The 23,786-nt window shown below is 42.6% G+C and carries 5 protein-coding genes; all 5 read right to left on the bottom strand.

Going from position 1 to position 23,786, the window contains the following annotated elements; translation table 11 throughout:
- Positions 1-366 precede the first annotated feature (366 nt).
- Positions 367-18,435 (bottom strand): DUF4347 domain-containing protein, encoded by an 18,069-nt coding sequence (locus VB693_RS26900; RefSeq protein WP_323268913.1) that lies wholly within the window; start codon positions 18,433-18,435, stop codon positions 367-369.
- A gap of 589 nt (positions 18,436-19,024) precedes the next feature.
- Complete coding sequence (locus tag VB693_RS26895; RefSeq protein ID WP_323268912.1) at positions 19,025-19,303, bottom strand: hypothetical protein; 279 nt, start codon at positions 19,301-19,303, stop codon at positions 19,025-19,027.
- A 525-nt stretch (positions 19,304-19,828) separates the two neighbouring features.
- Positions 19,829-20,731 (bottom strand): tetratricopeptide repeat protein, encoded by a 903-nt coding sequence (locus tag VB693_RS26890; RefSeq protein WP_323268911.1) that lies wholly within the window; start codon positions 20,729-20,731, stop codon positions 19,829-19,831.
- Positions 20,732-20,736: 5 nt separating this feature from the next.
- Positions 20,737-21,141, bottom strand: coding sequence for a hypothetical protein (locus VB693_RS26885; protein ID WP_323268910.1), 405 nt, complete (start codon positions 21,139-21,141; stop codon positions 20,737-20,739).
- A gap of 285 nt (positions 21,142-21,426) precedes the next feature.
- Positions 21,427-23,786: YadA family autotransporter adhesin (locus VB693_RS26880; protein ID WP_323268909.1), on the bottom strand; the 2,360-nt coding region annotated here is incomplete at its 5' end.

Below are 23,786 nucleotides of genomic sequence, written 5' to 3'. Positions count from 1 at the left end.
GTTTCTTTTACCTTTATAGTTGCAACAGTCGGGCTGAAATTCAAATAATTTTTTTGAGAAGTTGCGATATTTTTTGACTAGGCTGTCAAACTCCCATTTGACTGGACTTTCTGTTAGTTGCAATTAATCCTGGCTCAAACTCCTGATTGCAGGCTGGTTGCAATTAATCCTGGCTCAGTTGCAATTAATCCTGGCTGACGTGTAATTATAGTTGCAATTAATCCCGGCTGAGAAATGTCTTAATTGCAGGTCTGAGCGATTAGCATTGCAGGTCGCTACACCTAAGAGGTGAATTTTGCTTTGCTTGGCATTCTCCTGCCATCATAGCTTTTAGCTTGACGGCAGGAGGATGGGTTGGTGAGATGATCAACGGGAGAATAACGCCAGTAAGAAAGGATCAATTACACTATCATTATTACTTGAATCGACCACGTTTCTATCAGAGAGACTAGATAAAGTTGGATCGCTACCGCCATTTGTATTACTTGAATCAACCAGGGTTCTATCAGAGAGACTAGACAAAGTTGGATCACTACCACTATTGGTATTACCAGAATTTCCTGTTGAACCACTACCACCAGTATTTCCATTAATTATGATCATTTCATTAGTCATTAGACTAATGGAACGACTATTGATCACTTCAATCGATGTCACGTTATTCTGAATAGTTTCCAACAGGGAAGAACTATTAATAATCGTTGTATCATTGCCATCATCTCCAGCGATATTAACTTTAGCATTAGTCAGCCAATTTGAATAACTAATCGGGGTATTGACCTCAAAAGTATCATCACCAATGCCACCTTGAATGTTCAGTACATCTGTATTACGGTTTACTTGGATATAGTCGTTTCCTGCTCCTGTTTTGATAGTAGTAATATTTTTTGTACCTAAGATATTCACCCCTGGTATCAATACTCCATTCACTATTTCATCTAATACCTGCCCATTCGCATCTACTTTAGGTCCAATACGGAACTTATCATCACCTGCACCGCTATCAATATTAGTCGTTGCACTCGTATTGATGATGGTGAAGTCGTCATTACCTGATCCTAATTTCAGGTTGAATACCTTAAAGTCATTGTAATAAATCCCTTCACCCATACTTAATCCAGTCAGAGATGTATCTGTTAGTATTCCAGCACTGTTGCTAGTATCTCCTGAATTGTCCACATTGATAGTATTGATAGCATTCTGTGTTCCGCTATAAACATTGAGGCGTTTGAGAATTTCGTTTGTGCGGTTCTGACTACTACCGATATTAATAATATTGTTGTCTCCACCTGCGTAGATTTCAGTTGTTGTTGCCAGTCTTTGAATGTTAAAAACTTTATTGCTGTCGCCGTATATAGACATCTTTTGGGCATAAACCCAACCGCCAATGGTGATTGCACTTTCATTAGCATATTGATTATTGTAATCACCTTGAATTACAACATTATTACCAGCATTGATAGTAGCAGTTGAGTTGATTTGAACGTTACCTGCTACCAGTAGATTGACATCATTTCCAGCTTGCATCTGAGAATTATTTAACATTGATAGATTTGTCAAATTCAAGTTGACATCATTTCCAGCTTGCACTAAACCATTATCTGCTAGTAGAATATCTGTTCCGCTCAAATTGACTGTATCTTGATAGCTGATTGCCTTCTTGAGATTGATTGTTCCAGGCGAATTTTTTACATTAATAGACCCGCCAGTTGTCAAATCAAGGAATCTTTGTGAACCGAAAAATATAGTCTTAGCATCAATATTTGTGGTCGTATTTCCTGCATCTATGACAATACTGCTACCCGCCATAATGCTCTGATAACTGTCAAGATTATCTGTAAACTTATAGAGGGCAGAAATAGAGGTGTTAGCTTGATTTGTGGTTTGACCGATCGCCAGATTCACTTCTCCACTATAAGCAATCATTCTTTGAGCATTTACAGTCACTGGATTGCTGTCCAAACCTTTTGCCGTGAGGTTGAGATATGTGGAGTTCTGCGCCTCAACGTTGAGATAAATTTTGCTATCACTTACATCAGCAGTCACTGGGTTGTAGCCTTGATTCAACTGAGCCGCAATCCGTTGACCATTTGCGCCAATGCTTCCCGCCGCCGTCATTTTCAGGTCACGGGTAATAATCTTCTGTGTAGTTCCCTGGCTGAAAATATTACCACCACTGTAAAGGATAGTGCGATCGTGGGGATTATTGATCACACCTTGGAGAATCAGGTTGGAAGCACCCCAGTTATTAATCGTCACTACCGTCGGATTAGTAGCCAGCGTACCAGATGCAAAAGTGGCAACGCCTGTATTGGTGATATCCATTTGGCTGTAGTCAGGTGAAGCAAGTCCAGAACCAGAGGATATGGTACTGATATCATTAATGATCAGATTCTTATTGGAATAGTTCTGAATTTCTACAGTGTCGAATGCTGGATCAATCGCTGAATACTTGCCGTTATCGGTAAATAATCCACCTGTAGATTTCGTTCCCGAGCTAAATTTGATTTGTCCACTACCATTGGCACTAATATTACTGACATCGATATTTGTAGCATTACTAGTAACAGTAACATTGTCGCTCTTGAGCGAAATTTGCCCATTCGCATCGACTACTAAAACAGGGTTCACTGCTCGTGCTAGGCGAATAACATTGGAATTGAAGTTGGTAACCGCTTCAGGATTTATTTGCTTATCATCATCTTTTGCTCTACCAAAGTCCAAGGTAATAACAATAGTGCCAAATGGAGTCCAGATTCTCAGTTCCCAAGCTTTCTTACTATGTGCGTAAGTGATGTCGTTGAAGTTATCAAAGCCTGACTTCACATTCAGCGAGTTGACAGTGAGCGTAGAGTTAGCATCTGTATTCACCCTTGCTGTCAAATTCATATAGTTTGTGGCATCTGAGTCAGTTTTGCCACCTAGTCCATCGCAATGAGCCAGAGCAGTGGAATTACTATTCACGTTTCTAAACACAGCATTGAGATTGAGTTCATCGGCTTTTAAGGAAGCTCCAAAACCAATGTTAGTTGTGGCTCTCGTACCATTCAAATTAATGTTGGATTTAGCTTGAATAATGCCAATCAAACCAGCAGCTCTTGCCAGACCCAAAGCACTTACATCCAGATTGTCAACAGCAGACTCAACTGTTAATTTTCTGCCTTCCAAGGTAGCAGCATTAACATTAGTATCATTAATTCCTAAGACATTAATGTTAGCTGTTCCGTAAGCGAAGGGTACTAATCCTCCACCACTGGCACTGGCTTTGGCAGAACCAATTGTGTTGCTAGAAGAGTGAACCAACAAATCTCTTTGGGAAGTAATATTTACCTGATCACGAATCTCAGTGATGGTGTTATGGGTGAGATTGACAGTTGAGGTAGCATCTCCTACAGGAATCAGACCACCAGCAGTACTATCACTTGAAACATTAAATTTGTGACTTGATTGACCATCAATTGTCACATTGCCGGCGGCATTAATCGTCGCGTTATTAAATATAGTCGTTTTGTTATTGTTAGTAATGCTTGCATCAAGCTTACCTACGCCAATTGCAACGAGTCCACCTGTTTTTGTACTTGCTGCCCCCGTTACCTGGACATTGGATTGTCCTTGAACTGTCACATCACCCGTAGACGTAATCCTAGCACCACTACCTACAAAGGTATTCATGGTAGGACTAATCACAATTGTGGCTTCTGCTCCACTACCAGCTAAGGCTGCACCTGAAGATGCTTGAGAGTAAGCAGAGAATACCTGATCGCCTTGGCTGGGTAAAACAATCGAAGCTCCGTCCGACAGCGTGTGTTTTGTTCCTGTTGCTGTAGAGCTATTTAAGTCAACCACCAGGTTGTGCATTCCTGTACTGGTGCTAGTTAAATCAATTACAGATTGTTTGACAAAGAGATGACTTGCACCTGTGCCAGTTAATCCTGTTGTGTCGAGGCCAATGGAATCATCATTGAGTGTTTCCGACAATTGGAAACTGGTTTCTGTGCGATTTTTTACATAATAAGTCACGCCCTCTTCTAATTCAGCACCAGTTGCTGTCAGTGAATGGGAACCAGCCGCAGCAGTGAGGGAAATTGCTGTACCACCGATAGTAGACGCGAGCTTGAATTTGTTGTCATCAACCTTAATGACATAGTAGGTGGCGTTATTTGTTAAACCGATTGAAGATGCACCAGTATATTTGACTGCTTGCCCTTCAGTGAAACCATGATTGGTGACGGTAATTTCGTTATTATTTGCAGTTGCATAGCTAAAGTTGGCTGTGGTGGTGACTGTCAATCCCACTGCTGTAATTTTATGACTTGTTCCTGCGGGAGCGCTGGTAATATCAATTGCGTCACCTCCAAGTGTCGCAGAGAGTTGGAACTTATCGTCGTTTACTTTCTTGACATAGTACTTTTGACCACTAGTTAAGCCACCGATAGCAGCACCATCGGCAGTGTAGATGACCTGATCGTCTGTTTCAAATCCGTGACTGCCAGAATTAATTTCATTTTTTGAGACGATATCACCAGTGTTGAGGTTAAAGATATTTGCCTCACCATTAGTATCGGGGAGCGATTCGTCAACTGTAAATTTGGCAGAACGTTTCTGGTAGACAACCGTATCACCGTTATTGAATACGTTATCACTTGTGCTGCTAATGGTTGTAACACCTGCTGTTGTCGTCAAACCATTCAACCTAGCACCTTGAGTGATGTCTTCTGATAAATTGGTCGGATTTTGCAATTGGATAGTGTTCGTGTCAATCAGCTTGATGATGTAAGTTTGACCAGAAGTTAAACCATCGATCGCACTACCTTCTTTGGCTTGATAGATCACTTTATCGCCATTATTAAAGCTGTGTCCTTGAGCAAAGGAGATAGTGTTGAATTTCGTGTTAACTGTAGCGGCGTTAAACTGACTACCTAGAGCAATGGTCTTACTATCAACAACAATGACGCTATAACCAGCATTATTTTCCAGCCCGCCAATATTATTACCGCCACCATTGGAGTAAACAACTGTATCTCCGGTACTGAGACCATGATCATTGGCAAAAGTAACAGTTTCGGCACTGTTGTTGACTGCACTAGCAGGATTGAATGATGTATCACCAGTCACAGGAGCTTTGCCTAAACTACTAGCAATTTTGACATTGCCAGCTTCAATTGTGGTATTTTCACCAACGTAGGTATTGATTGTGGGGTTGGAGTTAACTTTAGAGAACGCCAGCCCAACTGCTAACGCTCCGTAACTTCCACCTTTGCTGGCTGCATCTGCGTCTACAGCAACATCAGAAAGCACATTCACATTGTTGGCGACTGTAATTGTGCTGTTGTCACCAATGTATGCAGCCACATTGGGGTCAACGGTAGCTGTAGTATCAGTACCATTGCCAGAAAGAATCCCACCAGAAGATGCTTGACTAGTTGCTGTTACTGTTTCGTTAGCGATCGCCTGCACATTCAGGTTATCAGTATCCTCAACTTTAACCCTGTTACCTAAATAAGCTCTAGTTGCGCCAGTTTCTTCGGCACTGGCAATCACAATCCCCGCCGCCGCTATTCCGTAAGCTTTCCCTGAAGCGTCGGCATTTAAGTTAGAAGAGGAGCGAGCAGTCACATCGACGTTATTGGCACGAGCTATGGTGGCATCATTACCCACATAAGCTTGGGAGTTATTTTGAGAACTGAGATAAGAAACAGCCGCCCCTAGCCCCACTGCTCCTGCTGAACCAGCAACCGCTTTCACCGTTGTAGAGTCTACAAAACCAATTGACTCAATGGTAATATTGCCACCAGTTAATCTGGATCTATCTCCTATATAAGCTGAGGCATTGTGCTCAATATTAGCGATCCCTACTGCACCGCCCACACTGATTAAACCAGCAGATAATGATCCCACTTCAATCTTCAGTTTCGTAGTCTCGTAGGCATTGACGATCAAGTTTTCACCTGCGCTTGCTGTGCCAGCAATAAATGCTGTCGTTCCTTTAAGCGTTGGTAAACTTGTAGCAAAGTTTCCAGAGATATCTTTGATATTGGCGTTTGCTTGCCAACCTTTTAGTTGCTCATTTACTTTACTTTCGGTATCGCCAATCGCGTCTGAACCCTTACTAGACATGCCACTGCTGACGTTGATAATAGAGACTGCACCCTGGACGCTCAAACCTCCTCCACCCAAAGCTACAACATTGGAGGTTACAGATTTTTGAGTTTTCGCTTCAACAACCAAGTCCTTGTTAGCTTTTACCAGCGACCCTTGAGAATTAATCAGATCGCTAGAGTTGATGTATGCAGTCGTAGCATTCTTCATCGTGGTGATATCAAGACCGATACCCACTGCTGCTAAACCACCCCCTGCTGTGCCTGCACTGACATCTACTGTACTGTCATTGAAAGCCTTGATGTAAAGGCTTTGTTCCGGAATTGCAGAGCCAACACTTGCATTGATAGCGACATTGTTCCCATAAGCTTCAGTTGTATTTTGGAAAGAATTAATAGCTACGCTAGCAAGAAAAGCTAATCCCCCACCACCGGCAGTACCGATAGTCACATCAACACTGTCTTTACTCGTCGCCAAGACAGCGACACCTTGGAAAGATTCTGTTGTACCGCTACCATCAGCTTTGGGAATGGTAATACTTTGCTCACCAACTCCATCAATACTGGAATTATTGACATAAGCACGGGTGGTGTTTTCCAGGTTGTTGACTGCGATCGTGCCACCCACACCCACAAAGCCTGCACTCAATGTTCCGCCTGTAGTGTTTATCGAGTTTGTGGAATTTGCCAATACGCCCACACTGCCTCTGGCCTTGATGCTGCTGTTATTTTGGACAGAAGCAGAGACGTTATTATTCATCTCGTTGACTGCAAAAGAACCACCAATACCTGCTAGTAGACCAGCAGAACCCCCAGCCGCGATCGTGTCAATTTTGCTGGTGCCAAACGCTTGAATAATGACATTACCTAATGTATCGATAGTTGTAAACTTGCCATTATCAGCTGTGACATAGGCTCTCACAACATTGGCAATATTGTTGTAAGCCAAGGCTGCACCAATTCCAGCCGCCATGCCACCACTAAGTTGTCCTGCTAAAGACTGAATCGTTGCTTCATTATCTTTGGCAGCATCTTGAGCAGAAATTTCTACCCCACTGACACTGGAAATAATTGCATTCCTAGCGTAAGCATCTGTGATATTGGCAATATTATTAATTGAAACTGACCCTGTAAGTGCTACACCTCCAGCTACTGAAGCCCCTGCGGAAGCACTCTTGATCTTGCCTGTAGTCTCAGCAATAGCTTTGACATATCCCGTGGTAGAGGTAACGGTACTATCACTGATATACGCTTGTGTTGTGCTAGAAGAGTTGTTGGTAGCAACAGATGCACCAATTGCTGCTGTTGTCCCACCTGATACTTGACCTGCTAGAGATTGAATAGTTGAAGTATCCCGTGATGTTAAAACTACATTTCCTTGAGATGTTACCTGATTAGAACCAGATATATAGCTTTGAGTACGATTGTTAATTGTGTTCAGCGTCATAGCGCCAGATCCAGCTATTCCCACAAGTCCTACTGCTGCCGATGCGGCAATTGAGGTAGTTGTGATGGTTGCTGTTTCTATTGCTGTTAACTGAATATCTCCACTGGTTGCCCTCAAACTGTTGTTAACATTTTGCACAAAAGCTCTGACATCATTACCAATCTCGTTTTTGGCAATAGATACTCCAACTGATATGGCAGCGCCAATAGCAAATGTAGCGGCTATGGAAGCTGCTTCAGCATTAGCTGTAATCCTTGATTCATCAGTTGCCTTCAAACTGATACTGCTGGCACTAATTCCAGTAGCACCATCTCCAGAAATAAAAGCTTGAACCTTCGTAGCGATTTTGTTCTCGGTACTGACACCTGCACCACTGAGTGATGCACCCGCAAGTCCAGCTGCCACCGCTACGGAAGTAGACTCCACAGTGGCTTCGATAGTTGAATCAGAAAGGGCTGCCAGAGCTAATGTTCCGCCTGCATTAATGCTAGAACGTTCCACATAAGCCAGGACTTCAGCAGCATTTTGCTTCAGATTGACCTGTTTCCAATTTGATGTGTTGGAGTAGTCAGCAGTTTGCAATTTAATGGTTGCAGGATCACCGATAAATTCGTAAATATCGCCTGCTCTCGCGCCTTCTTGGATCAGAACTCTGTCGCCTTTATTGACAAATCTCTCACCACTACCAGTAGTGTATTTATAGTTGGTGTCTGTTAAATCCAAATCCCAGCCAATTTGGTTACGAGCGATCGCCACCCCAATCGAAGCTCCTACACCTACAGTGCCACCGCCTACAGCAGCAGATGCGGCACCAATCTTCGCAGTAATGCCAGCAGTATTCTTGGCATCTACTTTCACTGCTCCCACACTGTTGATGACACTATCTTTGATGTAAGCATTAGTCTTAGTAAATATGCTGTTAGTGGAATCAGCACCAGCCCCACTGATAGCTACACCTGCGGCACCTCCAAAGCCTGCGGCAATGGAAGCAGCAACCGCTAAGGCTTGAATATTAGCACTAGTAGTTGCAGATATAGAAACATCACCTGTGGTGGTTCTCACAGAATTGTCTGCATTGTTAATAAATGCTGCCACTTCATTGGAGATTAAGTTACTAGCAAGGGCAACACCAATGGAGAGAGAGACTCCCGCAGCTCCACCCAAGGATGCAGCAATGGAAGCTGCACCTGCATCAGCTTTAATAGTTGAAGTGTCTCTAGCAGAGAGAGTGGCGGATCTCGCTTGAATGCCTGTTGCACCATCACCATCGATAAATGCCTTGACAAAAGTAGCAATCTTGTTCTTAGTGCTGACACCAGAACCACTAGCTGCAACTCCTGCCGCACCGCCACCTGCAAGTGCAACAGAACCTGCTCCAACTTTGGCGGTAATTGTACCACCAGAGGTAGCATTCAAGGTCAAGTCACCTCCAGCAGTCACACTAGAATTTTGAATGTAAGCTTGGACTTCAGCAGGCTGGCGACTATTGTCGTCATAGCCAATGAAGTTATTGGCAACAGCCGCCCCAATCGAGACACCCACACCCGCAGTCCCACCAACACCTGCTGATAAAGAAACTGCGGCGATCGTGGCGTCAATTGTAGCTGAATTGGTTGCTGTCAAACTAACAGCACCAGCACTATTGATTACACTGCCCTTGATGTAAGCATTGGTCTTAGTCAGAATCGTATTGACAGCCGCAGCACCCGCCCCACTGATTGCCACACCCGCAGTCCCACCAAACCCTGCTGCCAGAGAAGCGGCGACTGATAAGGCTTGAATATTGGCATTAGTGGTAGCAGATAGTGATACACCACCTGTGGTTGTGGTGAAAGAGTTGTCTGCATTATTGATAAATGCTTCCACTTCGTTGGAAATTAAGTTATTAGCCAGGGCAACACCAATGGACAGTGAAACACCCGCAGTTCCACCCAAAGATGCAGCAATGGAAGCGGCACCTGCATCAGCTTTGATAGTTGAAGAGTCACTAGCAGTGAGTGTGGCAGTTCTGGCTTGAATGCCTGTCGCACCATCACCATTCACAAATGCCTTCACTAAGGTAGCAATCTTGTTTTCTGCGCTGACTCCCGCACCGCTAGCCCCAACTCCTGCTGTACCACCACCAGCAACTGCGGCAGAACCTGCTCCTACTAAGGCGGTAATGATGCCATTGGCTGTTGCACTTAGTGTCAAATTTCCACTAACGTTGAGACTGGAATTTTGAATATAAGCTTGAACTTCAGCCGATTGGCGACTATTGTCGTTATAGCCAATGAAGTTATTGGCAACAGCCGCCCCAATCGAGACACCCACACCCGCAGTACCACCAACACCTGCTGATAAAGAAACTGTGGCGATCGTGGCGTCAATTGTAGTTGAAGAGTCACTAGCAGTGAGTGTGGCAGTTCTGGCTTGAATGCCTGTCGCACCATCACCATCCACAAATGCCTTCACTAAGGTAACAATCTTGTTTTCTGCGCTGACTCCCGCACCGCTTAATCCTACTCCCGCTTTTCCACCAGCAGCTATAGCCACTGATCCCGCCAGAACTATGGCATCAACTGTTTCACTTGCTGTTGCCGTTTGAGTTAGTGTCCCTGCCGCATTCACACTTGAATTGCTGATATAAGCCTGTATTTCAGCTGGACTACGAGTACCATCTGATTTATAGCCAATTAAATTTTGAGCGATCGCTACCCCAATAGCTACGCCTACTCCTGCTTTACCACCAAAGGTTACAGACGCAGCCACAGCACCCACAGTGGCATCAATATCTGATGTCCCTAAAGCAGTTAGACTGAGGTTGCCAATTTGATCATTGATCGCACCCAAGGCACTACCAGATATATAGGCATTGGTTTTGTTGAGAATAATATTTGTTGCTTCAGCACCACCACCACTAAGAGCAAAACCAGCCGTACCTGCACTGATACCAACGGAAACAGCCGCAGCCACAGAATCAGCTTTAATCTTATTATTTTCCGTAGCACTAAGCATGATATTACCAACATTACTGGTAATAACCGCAGCATTGGTAATGTAAGCCTCAATTTCATTTTCGATAGTATTCCGGGCAATAGAAAACCCAATAGACAAAGAGCCACCATTAGAGCCTGATAAGCTAGCACCTACAGCAACAGCTTGGGCATCCGCACTAATTTTTGAAGTGTCGGCAGATGTCAGGTTAATTCCACCATTGGCAACAATATTAGTAGGCTTGCCATCTACACTATTAGTATCTGCAATGTAAGCTTTGACTAAGGCGGCAACTTTATTTTCCGTGAATACACCAGCACCACTCAAACCACCACTAGAGCCTGATGATATACCAACCGCAACAGTGGTGGCTGCAACAGTGGCATCAATCTGACTATTAGAAGTAGCTAAGAGATTCATGGCTCCACTGGTAGCTACACTTGAGTTCGTAATATAAGCTAATACTTCCAGAGAAGATTTTGTGTTACTGTCCGACCAACCGATAAAGTTATTAGCCAGCGAAAAACCAATAGCAAAAGCACGAGTTGTACCTGTGCCTAATCCTACAGCAACAGCAGTACTCTTAACTTCCGCCTTGATAGTTGATTGGTTCGTACCTTGAAGAGTTGCACTATTGACTTTATTGTTACTGTTGCCAATCGTACTGCCTTCAATGAAAGCATTAGCCTTACCGGTAATGTAGTTAATTGCAGTTGCACCCCCACCGCTAAAGGATGTACTGCTTGAAGTACTAGCAGAAACACCAATAGCAGATGCTGCCGAACTGGCCTCAATAGTTGCAGATTTATGAGCAGTTATGCTGACTGTGCCATTAACTTTAATTGGATTAGCAGCAGAACCACTATTTTTCACAAAGGCTTCTGAGTGATTGTCTATTTCGTTGCGAGCAATACTTAAACCAACAGAAGCAGAAATAGTTGATCCTGTACCTAAACCCACAGCCAGAGTAGGAGCATTGACATTAGAGGTAATCTTAGAGACATCTGATGTTGCTAAGGTTAAATCTCCATTATTCGCCTCCAGCAGAGTAGAACCTTCAATGTAGGAGCGGACTTGGCTACTAATTTTATTGAGGGTGATATTTGCCCCTACGCTAATGGCGGGAGATTTGTTTAAGCTGACATTAACAGAAGTCGCAGAAGTTTTTACCTGAGCATCAACATTAGTACCATATGTAGTTGTGACGCTCACTGCTCCTACGGACTGAATCTGAGCATTTTTAATGTATGCCTGCACTTGTACTGGTTGTTTATCACCAATGTTAGTACCAAATAAGGCATCAACAGTATTGAATAAGAAGTTTTGCGATTTCCAACCAATAGTATTGAAAGCGAGGGTAACACCTACAGAAGCCTGTTTTGAGGTAGTAGTATTATCAACAAGTGCAGTAATAGAAGATGTATTTTGAGCATCTACGCTAATATTGCCTGTACTCAAAGTTTTAGCTGTGCCATTACTAATGAAAGCATTAGCTGCGCTTAATACTGTATTAGTGACAATCACTGCATTGACTGCAACAGAAGTACCAGAGCCTAAAATGCTACCACCATCGGAAGTAACAGTGCTTTCGTTCTTAGCCACGATAGTAGCTGCTTCCAGAGATGTGACCTGAATATTACCGTTAGTAGCAATGATATTCGCTTGATTGATAAAACTAGCTACATCACTACGAACGTCGTTGAATACTATTAACGCACCAACACCAATGGAATCTGAATCACTGATATTCAGCCTGAGTTTGTCAGTAGGAATAATAGTGCTAATGTCAACCGGATCAAGTTTTTGCCAGAGAGATGTATTGGCATAATTTTGTGATCCTAAATTGAAGCTTTGTCGGTTTTGACCAATGTATCGATATAAACTTTCTTTTGTCCCCGCTCCTGAATAGTTGCTAGCTATGCGTACCTTATCACCATATTTAACTTCCTGTACTCCTGAATTAGTGGTGTAACTATACTCCGTGAGTAATTTATTAGCTAAACCACCCAAGATACTTGCACCACCATCGTTAGTGGTACTGGAGATAGCTTTTAAGATACTGTCAGCTTTAATGCCAGCTTCGTCTTTAGCAATAACACTGATATTACCTTGGGCATTAACTGTTGTGCTAAGAGCATCTGCTGGATCGTCTGGGTTATCACCAATATAGGCTTTAGCAGTACTATTGACTTTATTCGTTGCCAGCACTACACCAACACTGATTCCACTTGCCCCATAAAGAGCTGATGCTGCTGAAGTTGATTCATTACTCACATTCGCATCAATTTGAGCCTTAGAAACAGCAGTTACAGCAACACTGCCAACAACATCAATAGTCGAGTCTTCAATATATGCTTTAACTTCAGCCGGCTTTTCTCCGTTCATCGCAGCAGAAATTGCCGGGTCGCCTAGTAACGCATCAATTGTATTGAATAGAACATTTTGCGTTTTCCAACCAACCGAGTTAAATGCCAAAACTACCCCGACGGCAGTATCACCACTAGTAGTAGTAGCTTTGTTAATAGCTTCAATGATGGAGGTATTTTGAGCATCAACAATTAAGTCACCACTGGTGGTGGTAATGGTGCTGTTGGTGATGTAGGCGTTGGCGGCACTGAGGACGGTGTTGGTGGCGATGATGCCGTTGGCAGCAACTACTGTTCCAGAACCATAGGCACTACCACCAGAAGCGTTGGCACTACTATCGGCTTCGGCTATTAGGGTGGCGTTTTCTATCGCCTCAACTTTAATTTCGCCTTGGGCATTGATGGTGGCATTGGTGATGTAGGCTTGGACATCGGAGCGGACATCGTTGAGGACGACTAATCCGCCCACGGCGATAGCGTCGGAATCAGTAATGTTATTGCCTTGGGGAATTAACTGGGTTTCTAATACTTCTTTCCAGTAATCAAGGTTGGTGTAGTCAGTATTGGACAAGTCAAGGCTATTACCAGTGCCTAAATATTCATAGACACTACCTGCTTTGCCACCATTGCCGTAATCTGCACCTAAACGCACCCGTTCCCCAAATTTGAGATTCTTCAGCCCATCGGCAGTGTCATATTTAGCGTTGAGGAATTGTTTAATCTTGTTGTCTAAAATATCCGCACCACCGACATTAGTGGTGATGGAGGAGGAGACTATCTTACTGTTGCTGTAAATGCCCACATTATCTTGGGCAGAGATGGTGAGAGTGTCGCCGACTTGCACTGTGCCAATGGGTTGTTCAATATAGGCTTGGGCAGCACTGCTGACTTTATTGCTAGCGAGGATAGCACCGACACTCATCCCTGTGGCGTTAAATAGTGCCGAAGCGACGGAGGTGGCGGCGTTACTGACGGTGGCGTTGAGTTGGGTTTGGGAGTTGGCTAAGACATTCAGGTTCGCCCCGACTTGAATTTGGCTGTTTTGAATGTATGCTTTAGCTGTTGCTGGTTGTTCGTTGCCGATATTAGTGCCTAGTAGGGCATCAATGGTGTTATATAAGAGGTTTTGGGTTTTCCAGCCTAGGGTGTTGAAAGCAATGGCGACCCCTACACCTTGGTTGCCGGTGGTGACGCTACTGTTTAAGGTGGCATCAACTTTGGCATTATGGTCGGCACTGACGGTTAAGTCGCTACTAGTAGTAACGTTACTGTTGGTAATGTAGGCTTGGGTATCTCCCAGGAGGCTGTTGGTGGCAATTGTGCCGTTGACGGCGATAGATTTGCCTGTACCGTAGGCACTACCGCCTGAGGATGAGCCAATGCTGGTGGTGGTGGCTTCTAAGGTGGCAGTTTCTTGGGCGGTAACTGCGATGCTTGCAGCTTGGATGGTGGCTTGATGGATGAAGCTATCGACATTGGTAATGACATCGTTGCGGACGATGAGTCCACCATAGGCTTGGGAGTCAGAGTCGGTGACGTTTAAGCCTGTGGGCAGTACGTTATTGATGCTGAGTTGTTTCCACTTGCTGCTGTCGGTGTAGTTTTGGCTGGCGAGGTCAATGTTGGCTAGGGGGGTGCTGCCGATGTATTGGTAGACTTTGCCGGCGGTGCCTTGGGTGGAATCACTCCAGTCGGAGGCGAGTCTGACTTGGTCGTATTGGTTGACGGTTTGAGTACCAGATTTGCTGGTGTACTGGTATTCGTTGATGAGGGTGTTGAAGAGGTTGTTGGCGAGGCTGACTCCACCGTCGTTGCTGGTGGAGGAGATGGCTTGTAGGGTGGTGTCGGCTTTGATGCCTGTGGCATCGTTGGCGTTGATGGTGATGTCGCCAGTAGCTGTGATGTTGGTGTTGGTGCTGGTGGTGCTGCGAATGTAGGCTTGGACTTCGCTGCTGACCATGTTGCTGGCAAGGATGCCGCCGATGCTCATGCCACTGGCGTTGACGATGGCGGAGGCAGCAGATGTGGATTCGTTGCTGACTGTGGCGGTGAGTTGGGTTTTGCCTTGGGCTTGGATGTTGATGTTGCCTTGGATGTTGGCGGTGCTGTTCTCAATGTAGGCTTTGACTTGGGCTGGTTGCTGTGTGCCGATGTTGGTGTTAACTAGGGCGTCGATGGCGTTGAATAAGAGGTTTTGGGGATTCCAACCGATGGTGTTGAAGGCTAAAACTACCCCGACGGCAGTATCACCACTAGTAGTAGTAGCTTTGTTGATAGCTTCAATGATGGAGGTATTTTGAGCATCAACAATTAAGTCACCACTGGTGGTGGTAATGGTGCTGTTGGTGATGTAGGCGTTGGCGGCACTGAGGACGGTGTTGGTGGCGATGATGCCGTTGGCAGCAACTACTGTTCCAGAACCATAGGCACTACCACCAGAAGCGTTGGCACTACTATCGGCTTCGGCTATTAGGGTGGCGTTTTCTATCGCCTCAACTTTAATTTCGCCTTGGGCATTGATGGTGGCATTGGTGATGTAGGCTTGGACATCGGAGCGGACATCGTTGAGGACGACTAATCCGCCCACGGCGATAGCGTCGGAATCAGTAATGTTATTGCCTTGGGGAATTAACTGGGTTTCTAATACTTCTTTCCAGTAGTCTAGAGCATTATAATTTTGTGCTTTAAGGTTAAGATTTGTCCCTGTGGTAGATGTTCCCAAATATTTGTAGACAGTATTTGCTTTACCGACTTCTTGCCACAGACTATCATCGTTATAATTTTGGGTGTAAATATCGCGACTTTGAGCAGATCCTAAATATCTATAAACACTCCCAACATTTCCTTTACCTGTGAAGTTTTTGGCAATTTCTACTAAATCACCTGTATTAAGGAAAACGGTTTTAGTTAAATCAGCATTGGGAGTGGTGTTGTAATTACCTTCTAACTTGACTTTATTACCAAAAATAAGATTTTTATTTCCGTCACCTGTGGTGTAGTCTGCCGTTAAAAGACCTATCCCGTTATTCAGGACGTTAACACCTCCATCATTAGTGACTATGGAAGAGGCAACAATTTTACTATTAGCATAAATTCCAGCTTTATCTTCAGCTAAAAGAGAGATTTTACCACTGACATTGATCAGTTTATTGGTGCTGCCATCAATATAAGCATTGGTTGTACTACTAATTCGATTACTGGCTAAGATAGTACTACTAGTTAATGCTTTAGCCCCAAATAGTGAAGATGCTGTTGAAGTAGCTGCATTACTTACCGTTGAATTGATTTGAGATTCCGAAGTGGCGGTAAGGCTTAAATTGCCGTTGGTAGTAACATTACTATTTGTAATATAGGCTTGTACATTTGCTGGCTTTTCTACATCTGCTATGTCTATACTCAGTAAAGTATTGATAGCTTTACCTAACAAATTATCAATTTGCCAACCAATTGTGTTGAAAGCGATCGCATTAGTCAAAGCACTACCATTAACACCAATATCTGCGGTGCTAGATACTGTTAATCCACCACTTTCAGATATAGCATTGATGGCAGAATGATCTTTTGCTTGTAATTGAATACTCCCTGTATTGAGGGTTTTAATCGTACTAGTATTTATATAAGCTTTAACATCACCTTGTACTGCATTAGCAGCGAATGTACCACCACCACTTAAAGAAGCATTAACGACTAAACTTACACTTGCTGTAGCCGTGGCAGCTTTAGCACTTGAGCTTAGTTTAGTCTGTTTATCAGCAATAATTCGGATATCACCATTAGTAACGGTAATATCCGAATTATTGTTTATGTATGCTGTTACAGAGCGACTTAAATTATTATATGCCTGAGATATATCTAGGGAAATAATAGGATTAGGTTGGCTAAAATCGTAATTTAATCCAGTTGATTCAGCAGTAACTTGGCTGGCATCTTGAGCATAAATATTAACTCCTCCTATCCCACTTGTGATAGTGCTATTGGTGATATAAGCTGTAACATCACCGCTAATATTATTAGTTGCTTGCACACCAGAAGCTTTATAAATCGAAGAGCTAAGGGCATTTAAATTTAAGCTTGTTGCAACATTAATAGTTGTATTTTCTAGAAGAGCTATAGCACTATCTGTTACTTGGTTTTGAATAGATGCGTAATTAGCAGCAGAAACTACAGATCCCTTTGTTTCTGATTTAATGTCAAGACTGTTTACCTTAATTACTCCTCCCGTAATAGAGGCGAGTGCGTTATTTTGTATAGTCAGGGAACTACCTGTGAAAGTATTGTTAACGCTAGAAGTTGCGCTGAGAAAAAGACTATTTGCAAATATATTAGAATTTAGGAAGCTAATTTGACTTTGAGATGTAATATTCCCTGAAGCAATGGCGGAAAATTGTAAAGCTCCTGCCAAATTATTGCTTTGTCCAATAGTTAAAGTATCAACATTAATTATTTCAGAAAAAACACTCAGATTACCGCTATATGTAGACCAGTCACCTGTAACATAAAACTGATCAACTCCATCTTGTAAGTCAACGGAAATGGAAGTTAATCCTCCTAGTAATGAAATATTATTAAAATTGCTTCCATCTATGCTATATGCCAGAGAATTGCTGTCATTTTTTAAATATAGGTTATCATTTCCACTTGTACCGATGAAACTAAGTTGATTTCCAATTGTATTTACAGTAACACCAAGAACATTTGCATAAGTAGTTGTGAGATTAAAAGCTATATCAGTTTCAATTGAACCAAATTGATATTCTAAAATCCAATCTCCACCTAATTGAGTATTCCCTGTTAAATTATCAGAAGCGGCAACATCTGCTTCAGTTAAATGACTTAGTTGATTAACGAATTTTGTCCCTACAATACCTTCAGCTACATTACAACCATATAAAAGAATATCAGCATTTTCTGTGAGTGCTTTTGCCCAAATATCAAGTGCTTCACTATAATATTGGAGGTTATTTTCTGTTAATTGGGCGTTTCCTAGTTGTAACCTGCCAGAACTACCATGAGAAATAATATGTATGGCACTAATATCACTACGTTGACTTAATACTTGACTTATCTGAATTATACCATCTTGTTTTGCATCTAATAAGACAACTTCAGCACCAGATTCCACCCCTTTTATGAGACTTTGGTAATTATCAACAGTAGTATCTAGGAAAATAATTTCTTGAGTAGATTTTGGCTGATTAATTACTGTTAATTGCTGAGAATTATTTCCTATTAAGGAGTCAATATGCCATGTAGAAACTGTTTGTCCAACAATATCTGCAATAATTAACGAGTCATGAGGGTAATTATTACTATCATCAAAAATATTAGTAGATGAGGTTGATGTTATCAGATTGATATTGTCAGCAAATGGGAAAGATTCTATTGACAAAATCTTGTTTTCAATAGTTTCATTTAGGTAATATAGTGGTTCTGTTAATTGATTTGGTAAAGTTCCTAATATTTCTAAATCCGATTTTTGGGCGAAAAGAGACCCATCAACAGGAATAATGTTTTGTTGTTGCTGAGGATTGATGTGATTTAATTCCATGTTTTTCTACTCCGTGTTTTAGAATTTCAAGTTTCAATATTGATCTTTAAGACAATTAATTACATTTCAAGAATTTCAGTCTTAGAGGATATTTGAAAAGTATCGTTGCTAACATCGAAATTTTCAAACCCTAACTTCCAACAGTCCTATACCCTACATTCGCGCAGCGTGTCGAAGGCAGGGTATGGGCAGGGCAAACATATCTAAATTACTCTTGATCACAACCAAGGTTAAAACCAATGAGAAAATCAGCATTTCCTGTTTTAGTTAGTTTCTTAGACTCAAATTTATAACTTCCAGTTGGTCGTAGACTATCGAGCAAGAGAGTATTAGTAAATTATTAGTTAATTGAAAAAATAAATGTTAAAAACCTAATTCAACAATTTGCATTAAACCTCGATAATTAATGAATTACTACTAAAATTTTTAAATGAAAATCATATATGATCTGCATAGAATTACATCAGATAAAACCCTATTTCACTATTAAGATTTTAAGCTTAATAATTCTATGCAGCTTCATACAGAATTGCTAGGGATAAGCAAATAGAGATAAAAATGGAAAAAACAAGCTCAAAAATGCTCAGTATTAAGTACGGGATAATACAGCTAATTCTTCCGTAGGAGCGTTAACTACTTCTATTTTTCCTTCCTCTTGTCCATTTATTTGGGCTTTAAATTCTTGTTCTGCGAGCATACTTCCTGCTTGTTCGTCGGGAAGATCAATATTGAGCATAGTAGTAGGTGCATTATTGAGAAACTCAACTCCTGCTGCTACTTCACGATATGGACGATTGAGGAGATAGTTAAGTAAGGCATCACGTTGTTGCTCTGTGAGTAAGTAAACTTTTTGCTGAACTTGTGTCATAGCTTGCTCATGTTTTTTATAAACTGGAAGTAGGGAAAATCAATACTTATAATTTTCCCATAGACACAATATTTCATTTATCAGGTATGTTTGTAATCGGTAAAACAACTGATTGTTGATAAATTTCACAGAACAGGTGGATTTATAATGGTAATTATGTCATCTAAGTATTACTACTATAATAAGAATAAATTTATATTAAAGTCTAGATATTATGTCAAAAATGATAAATAATATAAAAACAAAAAAACAATGTTAAGTAAGTAGGCTTGATTAAGCATAATATAAAACTTTACCCTCTTTGCTAAGGAGAGAGAAGCTGGAGGTAGGGTAAGGTTTTATATTTAATTTGACCCACTTGCTGACAGATGAAAAAATAATCCCTTGTGTCTTCAAGATGGTGCTGTAATGTTATCTTTAAAATACAAGGAAATGCTGTATTATTTTGTAATAATACAGCATTTTTAACTGAGTGAATAGCTTGTTTATTTTGGAATTATTTCTTCTGCTGGATACCCTACCAATTTATTGCAGGTTGAGTTCATTAATTTTTTCTAAAACCTGGCGATAGTTACTAGATTGGTTGCGTTGCAGATAGAGATCGGCTGAACGAATGAGGTTTTGAGAGGCATCTTCTTTCCTGTTTAACTTAGCGAATGACAATCCAGCATAGTAATAGGCTTCTGGTTGATCTGGAAAAATTTTCAGACTAAAGATAAGATCACGAATTGCTGTTTCATATTGCTCTAAGTTGTAATATGCAATGCCACGGGTGAGATAGGCAGGGAAAAATGATTTTTCAGTGGTTATCAGTTGATTCATCTCCTCAATTACTTGTTTAAATTGACCAAGCTGAATACGTACATTTGCCAGATTTAAGCGATTAATTAATGTGGGTGCTAATTGCACAGATTTACGTAAATCTTCTAAAGCTTGGGGAAGTTGTCCAGCGCGTTGATAGGCTAATGCTCGATTGTTATAAACCAAAGGTGAAGGTTGTATTTTTTCGGCTTGATTAAAGCTTTGAATTGCTTCTGGGAGTTGGTTGAGTTCACTCAAAGCAATTCCCCGCACAATCAAGACACGAGCTGGGGTCTTTTGTCCTTGGATTTGAATTAGCTGATTTAAGTCTTGGACTGCAAAGTCGTATTGTTTTAGTAAAATATAAGCCTGCGACCGATTAAATAAAGCTTCAACAATGTTGGTACGGTTTTTGATATCGCGACTCCATTGTTGAATGGCGCGAGTGAGGTTACCATGCTGAAAGTTTTCTTCTGCGCTGAGGGAAGAATTGTTGACTGGCGGTTGAGTGCTAGGGGGGATTTGAGCTTTAACACTCGTGGATAAAGTGATTGCCAATATCCCTATCCCTAGCCAGTAACCTAACGAATATAAATGATTAGTGGTACAACGATTCAACCAAGCCATAACAGTTAAGGACGATAATTAGTTTGGGCAGAACAACGATCTAGTTCAGGCTTCATCATCAAGTTCACTAGGCGTGGCCCATCTTGTCCTACCTGCACAGCTAGAACATTAATCTGGGAAAATAGTTGCGGAGTGTAGCGAGCTTTATAAGCATTAAAAGCACATTGGCAAAAATTTTGTTTAATCCTTCTTTGGTTAGGCTGTAAGTTTTGCTGCCCTACACACCCTTGCATAAATTCTTTTTCAGTATTAGGAACTTGTGACCAATTGGTTGGTGCTGGTGGATTGGTTGGAGGTTGTGGGGTGCGATTTTGTGCTGTGCTAGAGGCGGAAGTGAGGAGTACAGGGACAATTGATAAAATAGAAAGTGCGTAGATGTAGCCTCTTTTAAAGATAGTGTTGGTGTTCATGATATTAAATGTCCTGATAGTTGCAGTAGTTGGGAAGGAAGTAAATCGGACGAGTCTACTATATTTCATGTAATTGAAAACGGCTATAAAAAGTAAGAATATTATGTGGGAATGAAACTTAGTATTAGGATTTTAGTGTATGGAAAATAAGGACTAAGAAAGTTAGGGCGAATCAATCGAATGATATTAAATAATGTAAGATTATTATGTTTTATTTCGTAGTCGGGGCTTTATTCCTAAAAGAAGGACTAAAGTCCTGACTACAAACCTGCAAAACTTCTGGGTTTAGAACTGGAAGAAGAACCCGATACGACCCATAAAGCTAGAACTGCTGCTGTAACTAGAAGAACCAGGTGCAGATGTGATGGAAGCAGCTGCATTAACGGTAATACTTTGATTCAGTCGGGTAACACAGCCAAATGCGCCAGCTAAAGCATTACCATACATACCAGCACCAACACCACAACCGCCTTTGCCACCCGTGGGAATTGTATTAGGAATGGATGATAGGGCAGCAGCAAGCGCACCAACAGATTCAATTTGTTGTCCTAATGTGACTAATCCTCTTTCAATTCTTTCAACTGTGGCAGGATCAAAGAAAGCTGATGCAGTACCTAAGTTGCCAGACTGGTCTACTGTGACAAAGCGTCTTTCTCCAGATTGATAAGTGTCGCCAACAAACTCGCCTGAGGGAGCTAGTCCTGGTAAGGTGTAGTAGCTAGCAGGAGTACCAAAGGCCATCTGATTAGTACCTGTCGCGATCGCACCTGTACCAATTGCGGTTGAGTTTGTACCATTGGCCACTGCATTTGAGCCGATCGCAGTTGAGTTATTACCATTAGCCTGAGTGACAGTACCAATAGCAGTAGAATAGTCGCCATTGGCTGTAGCTCTGTATGCAAAGGCTGCGGAATCTATACCTACTGCCAAGGCTGAATCACCAACGGCGGTAGCTGGATCACCCAGTGCTTGGGCATTGCGACCAATTGCAACCGTACCAGCTTCCCTGGCGATCGCATTTTGTCCGATGGCGATCGCAGATTGACCACTGGCTGTAGCTGTACCTACGGCGATAGCATCATCTTGGGTGGCATTAGCTCCAAATCCGGTGGCTACTGACCTATTGCCGGATGCGGTGGCAGCTTGATCAAAGTTACCTGTTGTGGTGTTGAAATTACCACCCCCAACAGCTACAGAATTTGCACCCGATGCTGTCGCACCTGCGCCTGATGCTGTTGCACTGATTTGACTGGCAGTAGCATTGTAGCCATAAGCTGATGTATTCTCTTGACTCGCATTGGCATTGTTGCCGTAGGCAGTGGCATTATTAGCTGTGGCTTTGGCACTGTTACCGTAAGCAGAAGCGTTGTTGCCACTGGCATTAGCACTGTTACCGTAAGCAGAAGCGTTGTTACCACTCGCATTGGCACTGTTACCGTAAGCAGAAGAATTAAGACCACTAGCAGTGGAAGTATTACCGTAGGCAGAGGAATTAAGACCACTAGCAGTAGAACTATTACCGTAAGCAGAAGCATTATTTTGACTGGCATTGGCATTGTTGCCGTAGGCAGTGGCATTGTTACCACTGGCATTAACAGTGTTGCCGATGGCGATCGCATTTTCACCAATCGCCTGCGTACCAGCACCTGTGGCAGTAGCAAATGAGCCTTGTGCTACAGCCGCCGCACCTGTGGCAGTGGCGTGTTGACCAATCGCTGTAGCACCAGAACCCGTGGCTGTAGCATTAAAACCATCAGCTTTAGCATTAGTTCCTGTAGCGATCGCATTTTCACCAATTGCCTGGGTAAGAGTACCTGTAGCAATTGAACCAATTCCTGATGCTACAGATCCTTTACCAATAGCGATCGCATTTTCTCCACTGGCAGTAGCACTATTACCGTAAGCTGATGCAGAAATACCTGTAGCTTGAGCAGCGTTACCTGTGGCGGTGGCGTTTTGTTGATTAGCTACAGCACTCGTACCTGTGGCTATGGCATTAGCCGCCGATGCAGTAGAACCTTTACCAATGGAAGTGGCATTTTCTCCACTGGCAGTAGCGGCATCACCTGTGGCGATCGCACTATTTCCTGATGCAGTCGCACCTTTACCAACGGAGGTGGCATTTTGGCCACTGGCTGTGGCGGCATCACCATAAGCGGAGGCGGAAGTACCTGTGGCTTGGGCAGCATTACCTGTAGCGGTAGTAAAGTGTTGGTTCGCTAAAGCATTAGTACCTGTAGCTATGGAACTTCCTCCACTAGCTACAGCACTCGTACCTGTGGCTATGGCATTAGCTGCTGATGCGGTAGAACCTTTACCAATAGAAGTGGCATTTTCTCCACTGGCAGTAGCGGTATCACCATAGGCTGAGGCAGAAGTACCTGTGGCTTGGGCAGTATTACCCGTGGCAGTAGCGTTTTGTTGATTGGCTACAGCACTCGTACCTGTGGCTATAGCATTAGCTGCCGATGCGGTAGAACCTTTACCAATGGAAGTAGCATTTTCTCCACTGGCAGTAGCGGTATCACCTGTGGCAATAGAACTGTTTCCTGATGCGGTAGAACCTTTACCGACGGAAGTAGCATTAGTCCCACTGGCTGTGGCGGCATCACCATAAGCGGAGGCAGAAGTACCTGTAGCTTGAG

The sequence above is a fragment of the Anabaena sp. UHCC 0399 genome, from assembly GCF_034931465.1.
GTDB lineage: Bacteria > Cyanobacteriota > Cyanobacteriia > Cyanobacteriales > Nostocaceae > Trichormus > Trichormus minutissimus.
This window is presented reverse-complemented; position numbering and strand designations above follow the sequence as displayed.

What these genes read in the sequence shown, in the direction of transcription:
- VB693_RS26890 (WP_323268911.1), bottom strand. Translation starts at nt 20,731, where the DNA reads ATGGCTTGGTTGAATCGTTGTACCACTAATCATTTATATTCGTTAGGT.
- VB693_RS26900 (WP_323268913.1), bottom strand. Translation starts at nt 18,435, where the DNA reads ATGGAATTAAATCACATCAATCCTCAGCAACAACAAAACATTATTCCT.
- VB693_RS26885 (WP_323268910.1), bottom strand. Translation starts at nt 21,141, where the DNA reads ATGAACACCAACACTATCTTTAAAAGAGGCTACATCTACGCACTTTCT.
- VB693_RS26895 (WP_323268912.1), bottom strand. Translation starts at nt 19,303, where the DNA reads ATGACACAAGTTCAGCAAAAAGTTTACTTACTCACAGAGCAACAACGT.